13 protein-coding genes are annotated in these 12,452 nt (G+C 58.7%); 8 read left to right on the plus strand and 5 right to left on the minus strand.

Annotated features, from left to right (window positions below; genetic code table 11):
• Together FKG95_RS02780 and FKG95_RS02785 are read right to left on the minus strand one after the other, a co-directional pair.
• Entirely contained in the window at positions 1-786 is a 786-nt protein-coding gene (locus tag FKG95_RS02780) for a DUF58 domain-containing protein (RefSeq protein ID WP_342779192.1), read from the minus strand.
• A 136-nt stretch (positions 787-922) separates the two neighbouring features.
• On the minus strand, positions 923-1,987 hold the full coding sequence (locus FKG95_RS02785; RefSeq protein ID WP_142894771.1) for an AAA family ATPase: 1,065 nt from the start codon (positions 1,985-1,987) through the stop codon (positions 923-925).
• Positions 1,988-2,118: 131 nt separating this feature from the next.
• Here FKG95_RS02785 and FKG95_RS02790 point away from each other — a divergent pair, with 131 nt between their 5' ends.
• From FKG95_RS02790 to FKG95_RS02810, 5 genes are all read left to right on the plus strand, one after another.
• Positions 2,119-2,709 carry a DUF1285 domain-containing protein gene (locus FKG95_RS02790; protein ID WP_246116663.1) on the plus strand — a complete coding sequence of 197 codons (591 nt, stop codon included), beginning with the start codon at positions 2,119-2,121 and terminating at the stop codon, positions 2,707-2,709.
• A complete protein-coding gene (locus FKG95_RS02795; protein WP_425456723.1) occupies positions 2,706-3,389 on the plus strand; it encodes a CoA pyrophosphatase in 684 nt (227 codons plus the stop codon). Before FKG95_RS02790 ends, FKG95_RS02795 begins: the two co-directional genes overlap by 4 nt.
• Positions 3,379-3,654, plus strand: a complete 276-nt coding sequence (locus FKG95_RS02800) for a hypothetical protein (RefSeq protein ID WP_142894772.1) — start codon at positions 3,379-3,381, stop codon at positions 3,652-3,654. Before FKG95_RS02795 ends, FKG95_RS02800 begins: the two co-directional genes overlap by 11 nt.
• A 100-nt stretch (positions 3,655-3,754) precedes the next feature.
• Entirely contained in the window at positions 3,755-4,975 is a 1,221-nt protein-coding gene (locus tag FKG95_RS02805) for a CCA tRNA nucleotidyltransferase (RefSeq protein ID WP_246116664.1), read from the plus strand.
• A gap of 251 nt (positions 4,976-5,226) precedes the next feature.
• Positions 5,227-6,768, plus strand: a complete 1,542-nt coding sequence (locus tag FKG95_RS02810) for a tetratricopeptide repeat protein (protein ID WP_179953898.1) — start codon at positions 5,227-5,229, stop codon at positions 6,766-6,768.
• Positions 6,769-6,819: 51 nt separating this feature from the next.
• Here FKG95_RS02810 and hemF read toward each other — a convergent pair whose 3' ends face one another.
• Together hemF and FKG95_RS02820 are read right to left on the minus strand one after the other, a co-directional pair.
• Positions 6,820-7,701 carry an oxygen-dependent coproporphyrinogen oxidase gene (hemF, locus tag FKG95_RS02815; protein ID WP_142894775.1) on the minus strand — a complete coding sequence of 294 codons (882 nt, stop codon included), beginning with the start codon at positions 7,699-7,701 and terminating at the stop codon, positions 6,820-6,822.
• Positions 7,698-8,186, minus strand: a complete 489-nt coding sequence (locus tag FKG95_RS02820) for a tRNA (cytidine(34)-2'-O)-methyltransferase (RefSeq protein WP_142894776.1) — start codon at positions 8,184-8,186, stop codon at positions 7,698-7,700. Before FKG95_RS02820 ends, hemF begins: the two co-directional genes overlap by 4 nt.
• Positions 8,187-8,417: 231 nt before the next feature.
• Here FKG95_RS02820 and petA point away from each other — a divergent pair, with 231 nt between their 5' ends.
• From petA to FKG95_RS02835, 3 genes are read left to right on the plus strand one after another with little or no spacing between them, the layout of a single operon-like run.
• Positions 8,418-8,972 carry a ubiquinol-cytochrome c reductase iron-sulfur subunit gene (gene petA, locus FKG95_RS02825; protein WP_142894777.1) on the plus strand — a complete coding sequence of 185 codons (555 nt, stop codon included), beginning with the start codon at positions 8,418-8,420 and terminating at the stop codon, positions 8,970-8,972.
• Positions 8,973-8,986: 14 nt separating this feature from the next.
• Positions 8,987-10,246: a cytochrome b gene (locus FKG95_RS02830; RefSeq protein ID WP_142894778.1), complete on the plus strand. Its 1,260-nt coding sequence runs from the start codon at positions 8,987-8,989 to the stop codon at positions 10,244-10,246.
• The gene (locus tag FKG95_RS02835) at positions 10,246-11,187 is read left to right on the plus strand and encodes a cytochrome c1 (RefSeq protein ID WP_142894779.1); all 942 of its coding nucleotides are present in this window, start codon (positions 10,246-10,248) and stop codon (positions 11,185-11,187) included. The genes FKG95_RS02830 and FKG95_RS02835 overlap by 1 nt, the downstream gene beginning before the upstream one ends.
• Before the next feature lie 132 nt (positions 11,188-11,319).
• On the opposite strand, the gene ychF is transcribed toward FKG95_RS02835, so the two are convergent.
• On the minus strand, positions 11,320-12,417 hold the full coding sequence (gene ychF, locus FKG95_RS02840; protein ID WP_142894780.1) for a redox-regulated ATPase YchF: 1,098 nt from the start codon (positions 12,415-12,417) through the stop codon (positions 11,320-11,322).
• Positions 12,418-12,452 lie beyond the last annotated feature (35 nt).

Below are 12,452 nucleotides of genomic sequence, written 5' to 3' on the forward strand. Positions count from 1 at the left end.
TCAGCGCCCCCGGTCTTGGGTCATGGCAAGGTAAAGGGCGAGCAGGGCGGTATTGGGCGAATGATCGCTCCGATGCGCCGAATAGCCCCAACTGAGCCGTTGGGCGATCGATTGCAGCCCCTCGCGTTGCGCCTTGAAACGTTGCTGATAGGGCGCCCGGACGGATTCGACCCGGGACAGCAGCCAGGACTGCTCGCCTTCAAGCCCTTCAAAGCGTGTCCGGCCGTCGTAGGGCAACAATTCTTCGGCAGGATCGAGGATCTGAAGCAGATGTCCTTTCACGCCGCGCGAGGCGTAACCCCTTGCGACTTCTTCGATTTCTTCTATAGGAGAGAGGAAATCGCTGATCATGACGACCTGCGCAAAGCGCGGCAGCGGCAAGACCGTAGGCAGGCCGGCGCTGTCCTGTTCCCCGCGATCAATGATTTTTGCCATGCGCTCGAGCGTGGTCTTTCCGTTCGAGGGGCGGATACCCGATCCCAAAAAGGTGACGAACTCGCCGCCACGGATCAACAGAACAGCTAACGCCAACGCCAGGATATCGGCCCGACGCCGCTTTTCCGGAAGCTCCGGTGAAGAAGACCAGGCCATCGAGGCAGAGGTATCCCGCCAGATCCAGACCGATTGCGCCGCTTCCCACTCCATTTCCCGAACGAAGACGCGATCCGACTTCGCCGATTGCCGCCAGTCAATGGATTGAGGCGAATCTCCGCTCTCGTAGCGGCGGAACTGCCAGAAGGTCTCGCCCTGTCCGACCCGCCGCCTGCCGTGCACGCCTTGCGCCACGGTGGTTGCGACGTGTTCGGCTTCGACCAGGAGTGGCGGCAGGGCCGAGGCAATCTGCTCCGCCCTTTGCTGTATCGGCAGTCTCGCTTTTGGCGTTATGGCCAGCGTCGGTCTCCTCGATTAGGCGCTATAATTCTCAGGCGAAACGGGCGATCAGGCGGGCGATGACATCGTCAATCGCAACGCCGTCCGCGCGGGCGGCAAAATTGAGGCTCATACGGTGACGCAAAACCGGAGGGGCGAGCTCGACCACATCATCCATGGAAGGCGACAGGCGCCCGTCCAAAACGCAGCGTGCGCGGATCGCCAGCATCAACGCCTGACTGGCGCGGGGCCCCGGACCCCATGCGACCTGCTCCCTCAGTTCAGGTATCGACGTGGTTTCTGGCCGCCCGTCGCGCACCAGGGCCAGAACCGAGTCGACAATACCGTCGGCGACGGGCACACGGCGCACGACTCTCTGGGCTGACAGCAATTCTTCTGCGCTCATAACCACGGATGCTTCCACGCTTTCCGCGCCCGTCGTGGCCAACAGCATCTGGCGCTCCGCCTCCAGGTCGGGATACCCGACATCGATCTCCATGATGAAGCGGTCCAATTGCGCTTCCGGCAGGGGATAAGTGCCTTCCTGCTCCAGGGGGTTCTGGGTGGCGAGCACGTGGAATGGCCGGGGAAGGTCATGCGGAACACCGGCCACGGTCACCTGCCGCTCCTGCATCGCCTGCAAGAGGGCGGATTGCGTCCGCGGGCTGGCCCGGTTGATTTCGTCCGCCATGAGCAATTGGCCGAACACAGGTCCGGGAATAAAGCGAAAAGACCGTTTGCCCTGTTCATTCTCTTCCAGCACCTCGGACCCGAGAATATCCGCGGGCATGAGATCGGGCGTACACTGAACTCTCTTATCGTCCAGCCCGAAAACCGTTCCGAGGGTCTCCACCAATCGGGTCTTGGCCAGGCCCGGCACGCCGATCAGAAGCGCATGGCCACCGGCGAGCAAGGTGATCACTGTGCGATCGACCACATCCTGTTGCCCGAAAATCACGCGTCCAATAGACTCACGCGCAGACTGCAGGTGCTGCCCCAGGGTATCTATGTCTTCGGCCAATTGCTCCGCCGTCGCGATATCGGTAGGGACTGAAGGGTTGGCTGTCACTCTGAACGACTCCCATCTGGTGCTGCCCGGGTCTATGATAGCGGACATCAGGCTCTAGAGTGCGATCGTTCTTGTCGGAAACGATCAAAAACGTGAATCGCCCTCGAAATACAATATGTAGTGTCTGACCGTTTTTCACCGCATCAGTGACCAACAGGCAAACACGAGACCGCCAGGTTATGACTTCGGATCCGACACCACCAACCGACGATACTCAAAAGATAGGTGTTTCTATGGCGCATGGCCAGTCGTCTGACGCTTCAAATTCTTCCTCGAACGCACCGAACCTTCCATTCTGCGGCGATTTCGATATCCGAATCGCCAGCGACGGCACCTGGTTTCACGAGGGATCGCCGATAGGACGTAAGCCGCTGGTAAAGCTCTTTTCCTCGGTTTTGCGGCGGGAGGAAGATGGTGAATACTGGCTGGTCACGCCGGTGGAGCGCGGGCGGGTCATTGTTGACGATGCGCCTTTTACCGCCGTTGAATTTTCCGTGTCCGGCGTTGGAAAACGGCAATCCCTGCAATTTCGCACAAACCTGGACGCCTGGGTGACGTTGGATGCGGAACATCCGCTCCGGGTCGAGATCGACAGTGAAACGAACGAGCCGCGTCCTTATGTTCTCGTTCGGGACCGCCTGGAGGCATTGATTCTTCGCTCCGTTTATTATGGGCTGGCGGAACTTGCCGTTGAGGAGCCGGCGGAGGGTGGCACCCGGTTTGGTCTCTGGAGTAACGGCAGTTTCTTTCCTTTGGATGGTTCGGCGTGAACGCACAGCCCGGTAAAGCAATACTGTCTGCGGACGAGATCGTCCGGCGTTTTGAGCTCCTGGGCAGGCCCGGGCGCCGGACTTCGCCATCGGCCCCGGCGGCGGCGTCACCTGATGCGCAGGCACTGCGGCCACGGGGCGACCACGATCTCAATCCCGATATGTACGAGCCTGCCGAAAAATTGACGCCGGCCGCCGTCCTGGTGCCGATCGTCGAGCGTGCCGAGGGTTTGACCGTCCTTCTCACAAAGCGGACAGCGCATCTGCACGATCATGCCGGACAGGTTTCCTTCCCCGGCGGTAGAGTCGACCCCGGCGATAGCGGCCCCGTGTCCACGGCACTGCGGGAGACAGAAGAAGAAATTGGTTTGGCGCGGCACCATGTCCGCCTGATCGGGCAATTGGATACCTACGTGACCCGGACCGGCTTCGAGATATCCCCCTTGGTCGGATTAATCGCACCGCCGTTTGAACTCAGGCCTGATGATTTTGAGGTCGCGGAGGTCTTCGAGGTCCCGTTAGGCTTTATTCTTGATCCGGCGAGCCAGAAGCGGCAGAGCCGCATGTTCAAAGGCGCGCTCAGACATTTTTATGTTTTTCCCTACGACGACTACTATATATGGGGGGCTACCGCAGGTATGCTGGTGAACTTGACAGAGGTTTTGGGGAATGCTGACTAGAATTTTATTTGCTCTCCTTCTGTTTCTGATCCCGTTTCTGGTCTACCTGGGTTACGTCAAACTAAAACGTCGCGCCGGTGCGACCCTGGATTCCGAGGAAATCACGCCCTGGCTGATGCTGATCACGGCAGGTCTGGTGCTCGCCACAGCTGGTGTTATCGCAATAGGTGTCTTTTTTGATCATGATGCAGGTGTGGTTCTTCGTCCGCCGGCCTTTGTCGACGGTGAAATCGTACCGGGCGGGCCCGTGGAACAACCCGAATGACTGCGTCGATTGGTTCAGGCCTGAACAGCGCGCCGGATGAATCGCTGCACACAACGTGATTGATATGCAAGCGCCTGAACGGCTTCCTCTGCAGCCCTGGATGACATCCCCCGCGACAGCAGCGGTGCTCGAGGCGCTTCAGGCCGACGGAAGCGATGTGCGTTTCGTCGGTGGCTGCGTTCGGGACGCTGTGCAGGGATTTCCGATCAAGGACATTGACCTGGCCACGCCGGACCGGCCGGAAGAAGTCATGTCGTTGCTGAGGGCCGCAGGTCTGAAGGCAATTCCAACCGGCATCGATCATGGAACCGTGACGGCGGTGTCACACGGTGAAGTCTACGAGATTACCACCTTGCGCGAAGACGTCGAGACAGACGGGCGGCGCGCGAAGGTTGCCTACACGGACGATTGGGTGCAGGACGCGGCGCGGCGGGACTTAACCATGAACGCCTTGTCTTGCCGTCCGGATGGCACTTTGTTCGACCCCTTCGGCGGACTTGATGACCTGAGGAACGGCCGTGTCCGGTTCGTGGGTAATGCGCGGGAACGGATTAAGGAAGATTACCTCCGCCTCCTGCGGTTTTTCCGCTTTCACGCCTACTACGGCGTGGGCACCCTCGATCCCGAGGGGCTTGCAGCAGCCAAAGAGCTGGCACCCAATCTGTCGTCTCTCTCCGGCGAGCGTATCCGCGAGGAACTCTTGCGTTTGATGGCGGCGAAAAACCCTCTGCCGGCATTGGAGGCAATGCTCGCTGTCGGCGCGATCCGCGTGCTCCTGCCTGAAGCCCAGACAGAAACGCATATTCTCAGCACGTTGATGGAGATCGAATCCTCCCCAGACGCATTGCTCCGGCTCTCGGCCTTTCTGGTGGGAGGGCGTGAACAGGCACTGCATGTTGCCGAGCGTCTGCGGTTCTCGAGGGCGCAGGCCGACAGACTGATAACGCTTCGGACGGCAGGCCGCGAACACAGTGAGTGGCCGCCGGGGATAACAGTGGACGAACAGGCCATTCGCCAGGCGCTTTACGATCTTGGGACTGAGATGACTCGCGATCTCCTCCATCTGGATTGGGCCAGTAAAAATGCCGAAAGGGCTTCGCGGGATAAGGCATATCTGGGCGCCGCTCTCGCCGTGCTCGAGCAGTGGGAGCATCCTGCTTTTCCGCTACGCGGACGCGACGCGCTGGCGATGGGGGCGCAGAGCGGGCCGGAACTTGGGGAGGTGTTGGATCGGGTTGAGGCCTGGTGGCGGGCTGCAGATTTCAAGCCTGACCGCGATACCTGTCTATCCGAGTTGAGGCTTCGTCTATCCCAGGCATGACGAACCGTCTCTTTGTACTTCTGGTCTCTTTGTGCTTCTGGCGCGGGACAGACGCCGCTCGTAGTTTTGCAACTGGGTCCAGTGCAGCAGGGACGTTTCGGTGCTCTAGGATTGTTCATCACCGACATTCGTGATAGCTGGACGTCGATATCTGATGAGATCCGAGAAACTTAAATAAAAGATGCAGAACAGGTTTTCGATCTCGATTGGCTTGTCAGGGGAGAGGCCGTACCGTCATGCGCAGCGCGCAAATGAACAGCGCCCAAAAGACTGAGAGCGCGGTTACTTTTTTCCGGGCTGGAGACTTCCGGCGGGCGAAGGAGATCTGCGAGGCGATCCTGGCGGACAAACCCCGCCACACCCAGGCTCGGCACTTGCTGGCGGTAATCGCATTCGAACTGGGCAAGCCGGACGAGGGGATTTCCCATTTCGAGACGCTCGCTGCCATTTCGCCCGACCATCCCGGTGTTCACGCCGATCTTGCCAAGGCTCTGGCGTCGGCCGGGCGGATCGACGAAGCGATCGCGGCGTTTCGGGTGGCGCTTAGCATCGTGCCTGAAGATGTATCGCTTTTGAATAATCTGGGATCATTGCTCGCCGGACAGGGAGAGTTATCGGAGGCGGTCTCTAGTTTTGAGGCGGCTGTCGAGGCAAATGACAGGCTTCCGGTCAGTCACTACAATCTGGCGAAGGCCCTCAGGGACAGCGGTGATCCGCAGCGGGCGATCCAGCACTACAAGCGAACCCTCGAACTGGACCCGGGTTTTGCGACGGCTTGGCGGAATCTTGGAAATCTCTATTTGGATGTCGGCGAAGTCGATCTTGCGGCGGAGGCTTACGAAAAAGGAGTCCGCATCAAGTGGTCACCGGAGGCCAAAAAACCGCCCGACCAGAGCCATCTGAAAACCAGCCGCAGCAAGCTGCAGCATGATATTGAGCAGCTCGCGTTTTTGCTGGAAAACGGCAAGGTAGATCGAAAGTTTGAGCAGGTTCTGTCCGACTATCGCGCTGTGCTCGACGATCTTCCGGTTATGGAGGACGGCGGCAGTCTCGTGGCTGTTTCTGCTGAAAACCAGAAGCGGCTGGCGCCCTATTTTAACCGCCTGATCCACTGGCCACAGTCTCCCTCTCTCGCCGGCCCGGCCGTTAATCCTGACTTGGATCGCGCGGAAATCGAAACGGCTTATTTCAAGAACGCACCGGGGATCGTCCACGTTGACGATTTCCTCTCCCCCGCGGCCTTGCAAGAGATCAGGCAGTTCTGCCTCGAATCGACGATCTGGTATCGTCATCACTACAAAATGGGCTATGTCGGCGCTTTCATGGAGGACGGGTTCGTTTCTCCTCTGCTCCTGCAGATCGCAGACGAGCTCCGGAACGGCTTTCCGAGGATCTTCGGCGCTGCGACTTTACGGAAGCTGTGGGGTTTCAAATATGACAGCCGTTTGAGCGGCATTCCCGTCCACGCGGATTTCGCGGCGGTCAATGTGAACTTCTGGGTGACACCAGACGCTGCTAACAGGGACCCGCAATCCGGAGGCCTCGTCGTATGGGACAAGGAAGCGCCGCTGGACTGGGACTTTGCGACCTATAATGCGGACGAGCAGGCCATGCGGCGTTTCCTCACGGAGAGCGGAGCCAAGGCCCATAATATTCCCTACCGGGAAAACCGCATGGTGATGTTCAATTCAGATCTGATCCATGAGACGGGTGAACTGAACTTTGAAGAGGGTTACGAAAACCGCCGGGTCAACGTCACCATGCTGTACGGAAAGCGTGAAAACGCCGGCTAATGGCGTGTCCTCCGGGTCATCGCAGGCGACAGGCGCGGAAAACACCAATGCTTACGGCCAGGCTGCCTCCGGCGGCAGCGACATCAGGATCGCCTCCACATTTCCGCCCGTTTTCAATCCGAATTGTGTCCCGCGGTCATAGACGAGATTGAATTCAGCGTAACGGCCCCGGCGGAAGAGCTGGTGACGCCGCTGTTCATCGGTCCAGGGGCGCTCCATGTGCCGGCGCACGAGTCTTGGATAGATGTCAAGAAACGCCCGCCCGACATCCTTGGTAAAGGCGAAGTCGGTATCCCAGTCGCCGCTATCCAAGTAGTCGTAAAATATGCCACCCACGCCTCTCGCTTCATTGCGGTGCGGAATGAAAAAATACTCGTCGCACCATTCTTTGAAGCGTGGATAGTATTCCGGATCGTGTGCGTCACAGGCGGCTTTAAAGCTGGCGTGAAAATCGGCGGTATCCTGATCGTCGGGGTACATGGGATTCAAATCGCTGCCGCCACCGAACCAGGATTTGGTTGTCACGATAAAGCGGGTATTCATATGAACCGCCGGTACCAGGGGCGAGTGCATGTGTGCCACGAGGGAAATGCCGCTGGCCCAGAACTGCGGATTCTCTTCTGCACCGGGCATCTTGGCTCGGAACTCCCTTGAAAACTCGCCTTTGACCGTTGAGATGTTGACGCCAACCTTCTCGAACACCCGGCCACGCATCAACGACATTTCGCCACCGCCGAAATCGCCGGTTTCTCCCTCCTGTTCGCGCTCCCATTGTTTTCGCACGAAGCGACCGGGCTCCCGTTCTGCCAATTGACCTGCGTGCTCACCGACGAACGCATCTTCCAGTTCCTCGAACGCGGCGCAGATATCGTCGCGAAGCGTCCTGAACCAAACGGGGACCAGTTCCTGTCGCTCTTGGGTGGTGGAGGTCATGATAGTCCTTCTGGAAAAGGGTCGGCTGCCGATCCGCTGTTTGGAAAGCCCGCTGTCTGGCGCAGAGCTTCGCCGGCAACCATGGCGGCACTGACGGCGACGTTCAAAGACCTGAACCCCGGATTCATCGGTACGATAATTCGGGCATCTGCACGTGCGTGTACTTCTGGTGGCACGCCCGCGCTCTCACGTCTAACCAACAGGCAATCGTCCGCTGTAAAGCCAAACTCGGTGTATGGTGTGACAGCCTTCGTCGTCAAGAGAACGATGCGGCCCGGACTGTGTTCCAGAAAGCTTTGCCAGGAGCTGTGCCGCGTCAAATCGACGCCCTGAAGGTAGTCCATTCCCGCCCGGCGCAGGCGTTTGTCGTCAAGAACAAAGCCGCAAGGTTCGATAATATCGACCGCCAATCCCATGCAAGCTGCGAGTCTGAGCATAGTCCCGGTATTTTGAGGAATGTCGGGTTCGAAGATCGCTAGCCGCATTGTGCAAATATCCACTGTACCAAGCCGTCTCGGCCTTTGCCTTATGTTAGGTTTTGATCTATATCCCTGACCAGCTATGATTCGGCAGGGGCCAAGGTGCGACAGGGTGTCGCAGAGTCGCTCGGGGGCCGGAGATTAGTATTAGTGGCGTTCCCGCAGCTGAAACGCGGGATATGGCGCGTGACGCGGGCTGGATGGACAGCCCGAGGGGTGATCTTAAAGGAATATGACATGGCAGCAGACAGCGCTCATGCATCACAGCAATCGCAGGACGAAGAAACACGCCGAGACTTCCTATACCTGATGGCGACCGCCATGGGTGTGGTCGGAACCGGCGCGTTCGCCTGGCCGTTGGTAAACTCCATGAACCCATCGAAGGAAGTTCTGGCTTTGGCGTCAACCGAAGTGGATCTTTCGCCAATCGAAGTTGGTCAGAGCCTTACCGTGATGTGGCGGGGCAAACCAGTGTTCATTCGCCATCGCACAGAAGCGGAGATCGCCGAAGCTGCCGACGTTGCGCTGGATGAACTGCCAGACCAGGAAGCCGATGCGGACCGTGTCGTGAAGCCTGAATGGCTGGTCGTCGGCGGTAACTGCACGCACCTGGGCTGTGTGCCACTGGGTCAGAAGACCGGCGATGAGAAGGGCGAGTACGGCGGTTGGTTCTGCCCTTGCCACGGTTCTCACTACGATACCTCCGGACGCATCCGCAAAGGACCTGCGCCGGAGAATCTGCCCGTGCCGCCCGTCGAGTTCCTCGACGACACCACGATTAAAATTGGTTAAAGGGAGCTGAAGAAATGAGTGAGCACCTGAAAACCAACAACGCGCTCATCAAGTGGATCGACCATCGTCTTCCGGTCTTCTCCATGATGAACGAGACCTTGGTCGATTATCCGGCGCCGAAGAACCTGAATTACTGGTGGAACTTCGGTTCTCTTGCCGGGTTCGCTCTGGTCGTCATGATTGTCACCGGGATCGTTCTGGCGATGCAATACACCGCCCATGTCGACTATGCTTTCAATTCGGTCGAACGCATCATGCGCGACGTGAATGGCGGCTGGCTGGTCCGGTACATTCATATGAACATGGCGTCGTTCTTCTTCATTGTCGTGTTTATCCACATGTTCCGTGGACTTTATTACGGATCTTACAAGTCGCCGCGAGAGATCCTCTGGATGCTCGGTGTCGTTATTCTGCTCCTGATGATGGCCACCGCCTTCATGGGCTATGTGCTTCCCTGGGGGCAGATGAGCTTCTGGGGCGCAACCGTCATCACCAACCTCTTCTCGGCAATCCCGGTATTTGGCGAGAGCATCGTGGTTTGGCTGTGGGGCGGTTTCTCGGTCGACAATCCAACACTTAACCGTTTCTTCGCTTTGCACTACCTGCTGCCCTTCGTGATCGTTGGTGTGGTTGTCATGCATCTGTGGGCGCTGCACCGCTTCGGTTCGAACAACCCGATCGGTATCGAGGCCAACGGCCATCAGGATAAGATCCCGTTCCATCCTTACTACACGGTCAAGGATGCATTTGGCGTCGGTGTATTCCTGCTCGCGTTCAGTGGTTTTCTGTTCTTTGCTCCCAATTTCCTGGGGCATCCGGACAACTACATTCCGGCCAATCCGCTGGTGACGCCTGCGCACATTGTGCCCGAATGGTACTTCCTGCCTTTCTACGCGATCCTGCGTTCGATCCCGGACAAGCTTCTGGGCGTCGTGGCCATGTTCGCATCTATCGGAATCCTCTTTATCCTGCCCTGGCTCGACCGCTCGCCGGTGCGTAGCGCGAAGTTCCGCCCGGTCTACAAGTGGTTCTTCTGGCTGTTCTTCGCGAACTGCATCCTGCTCGGCTGGGTTGGACAGGAAGCCGCCGAAGGCCTGCCCTTGATCCTCGGACGTCTGGCGACAGCCTGGTACTTCATCCACTTCCTGGTGGTGCTGCCGCTGCTCGGGGTGATGGAGAGACCGAAACCATTGCCAGTCTCGATTTCGGAACCGGTCTTAAGCGGCGGTGGTGGTCTCGCCGCTGCAGCAGCAAAGCCGATGGAGAAGGCGTAATGAAAAAGTTTGTACTTACAGCCGCGGCTGCTGCGGTCTCGCTCGGTCTCGGTGTTGGTGCCGCGAGCGCTGCGGAAGCGCTCAAAGCTCCCAGCAAGACCTGGTCCTTCTCGGGCGTGTTCGGAACCTATGATCAGGCGCAGCTGCAGCGCGGGTATCAGGTTTACAAACAGGTTTGTGCCAGCTGTCACGGCATGGACCTGATCGCTTTCCGGAATCTGGCAGACCTGGGTTACAACGAAGACGAGCTGAAGGCTATCGCGGCCGAGTACGAAGTGACCGATGGTCCGGACGAGTTCGGCGACATGTTCGACCGTCCGGCCCGCCTCTCGGATTACTTCCCGTCTCCTTTCGCCAATGCACAGGCTGCCGCGGCAGCCAACGGTGGGGCAGCTCCGCCGGACCTGTCGCTGGTGGCCAAGGCACGTGTCGGCGGACCTGACTATCTCTACGCTCTGCTGACCGGCTATGAGGACGATGTTTCTGAAGAGGTGCTTCAGCAGATCTTTGAAACCGAGACTCACAAGCGTGAGGTCCAGCATGCTGCGGCCATGGAGGCTTACGAGGTCAGGCTTGCCAAATTCCAGGAGAAGGTGAAAACCGATCCGACGGCCAAGGAGCCGGCGATGCCCGAGGATCCGGGACCCGTCCAGAGCGTCGAGGATCTTGGATTGCCGGATACGGCGAGCTTTAATGCGTACTTCCCCGGCTATGGTATTGCCATGGCGCCGCCCCTGTCGGAAGACATCGTGGAGTATGCCGATGGAACGCCGGCGACGCTCTCTAATCTGAGCGCGGATGTCTCCGCTTTCATGATGTGGGCTGCAGAGCCCACCATGGATCAGCGTAAACAGATGGGTATCAAGGTGATCCTCTTCCTATTGGTCTTCACAGGCATTCTGTACGCTGCAAAGCGCAAGTGCTGGGCAGACGTTCACTAAAGGCACTCGGATCTCAGAGATCTAAAAAAGGGCCGTTCCTCTCGGGACGGCCCTTTTTCTTGTCAATGCTTCCTGACCGAACGCCTTTTCGGCGTGGCCAGACCGGCTCATGTTTTACATCTGATCTTTAGATCAGACGTTGAAGCGGAAATGGAAAATATCGCCGTCCGCGACCGGATACTCCTTACCTTCCTGTCGCATCTTGCCAGCGTCCTTTGCCCCTTGTTCACCGTTGTTGGCAACAAAGTCGGGATAGGCAATCGTTTCCGCCCGAATGAACCCACGCTCAAAATCCGTATGGATCACACCGGCGGCATTGGGGGCTTTCGCGCCCCGCGATACGGTCCAGGCGCGCGCTTCCTTCGGACCGACCGTAAAAAAGGTCAGCAGATCGAGCAATTCATAGCCGGCGCGTATGATTCGGGTCAGGCCGGTTTCCTCCAGACCGAGGGTTTCCAGAAATTCGGCTTTTTCCTCGTCGTCTGAAAGTGCCGCGACTTCGGCTTCGATGGCGGCGGATATGATGACGCTGGCACCACCTTCCTGTTCGGCGCGGGCCGCGACCTTCGCCGAGTAGTCGTTGCCGCTCGCCGCGGCCTCTTCCTCGACGTTGGAGACGTAGAGCACCGGCTTCGCGGTCAGCAGCTGAAGCTGCCTGAACACGGGCTGAAGTTCTTTGGAAACTTCGACGCTGCGGGCCGGGCGGCCGTCGCGCAGGGCTTCGGCAACCGGCCCGAGAACGGCAAGGCGGTCCTTGGCTTCCTTGTCGCCGCCCTTGGCCCGTTTGGCGCTGCTGTCCAACTGCCGCTCGACAGACTCAAGGTCGGCAAGCATGAGTTCTGTCTCGACGGTCTCTGCGTCCCGCACGGGATCGACCGAGCCGTCGACGTGCGTGACTTCGCCGTCGAAGCACCGCAGCACATGAACAATCGCATCGACCTCGCGAATGTTCGCGAGAAACTGGTTGCCCAGGCCTTCGCCCTTCGATGCCCCTTTGACCAGCCCGGCGATATCGACGAATTCGAGCTGGGTCGGAATGATCTTCGCCGACTTACCTATGGCGGCGATTTCGTCAAGCCGCGGATCAGGGACCGCAACACGGCCGACGTTCGGTTCGATCGTACAGAAGGGGTAGTTCGCCGCTTCGGCAGCTGCCGTTTCCGTCAGCGCATTAAAGAGGGTCGATTTGCCGACATTGGGCAGACCCACGATACCGCATTTAAATCCCATGATACTCGTTTCCGTTGCTTCGGGGCAGGGAACGA

The sequence above is a fragment of the Denitrobaculum tricleocarpae genome, from assembly GCF_007004665.1.
Classification (GTDB): Bacteria; Pseudomonadota; Alphaproteobacteria; order Kiloniellales; family Kiloniellaceae; genus Denitrobaculum; species Denitrobaculum tricleocarpae.

Coding starts and splice junctions, on each gene's coding strand:
- FKG95_RS02785 (WP_142894771.1), bottom strand. CDS start 1,987: ATGTCCGCTATCATAGACCCGGGCAGCACCAGATGGGAGTCGTTCAGA.
- FKG95_RS02790 (WP_246116663.1), top strand. CDS start 2,119: ATGACTTCGGATCCGACACCACCAACCGACGATACTCAAAAGATAGGT.
- FKG95_RS02800 (WP_142894772.1), top strand. CDS start 3,379: ATGCTGACTAGAATTTTATTTGCTCTCCTTCTGTTTCTGATCCCGTTT.
- FKG95_RS02805 (WP_246116664.1), top strand. CDS start 3,755: ATGACATCCCCCGCGACAGCAGCGGTGCTCGAGGCGCTTCAGGCCGAC.
- FKG95_RS02810 (WP_179953898.1), top strand. CDS start 5,227: ATGAACAGCGCCCAAAAGACTGAGAGCGCGGTTACTTTTTTCCGGGCT.
- hemF (WP_142894775.1), bottom strand. CDS start 7,701: ATGACCTCCACCACCCAAGAGCGACAGGAACTGGTCCCCGTTTGGTTC.
- FKG95_RS02820 (WP_142894776.1), bottom strand. CDS start 8,186: ATGCGGCTAGCGATCTTCGAACCCGACATTCCTCAAAATACCGGGACT.
- petA (WP_142894777.1), top strand. CDS start 8,418: ATGGCAGCAGACAGCGCTCATGCATCACAGCAATCGCAGGACGAAGAA.
- FKG95_RS02830 (WP_142894778.1), top strand. CDS start 8,987: ATGAGTGAGCACCTGAAAACCAACAACGCGCTCATCAAGTGGATCGAC.
- FKG95_RS02835 (WP_142894779.1), top strand. CDS start 10,246: ATGAAAAAGTTTGTACTTACAGCCGCGGCTGCTGCGGTCTCGCTCGGT.
- ychF (WP_142894780.1), bottom strand. CDS start 12,417: ATGGGATTTAAATGCGGTATCGTGGGTCTGCCCAATGTCGGCAAATCG.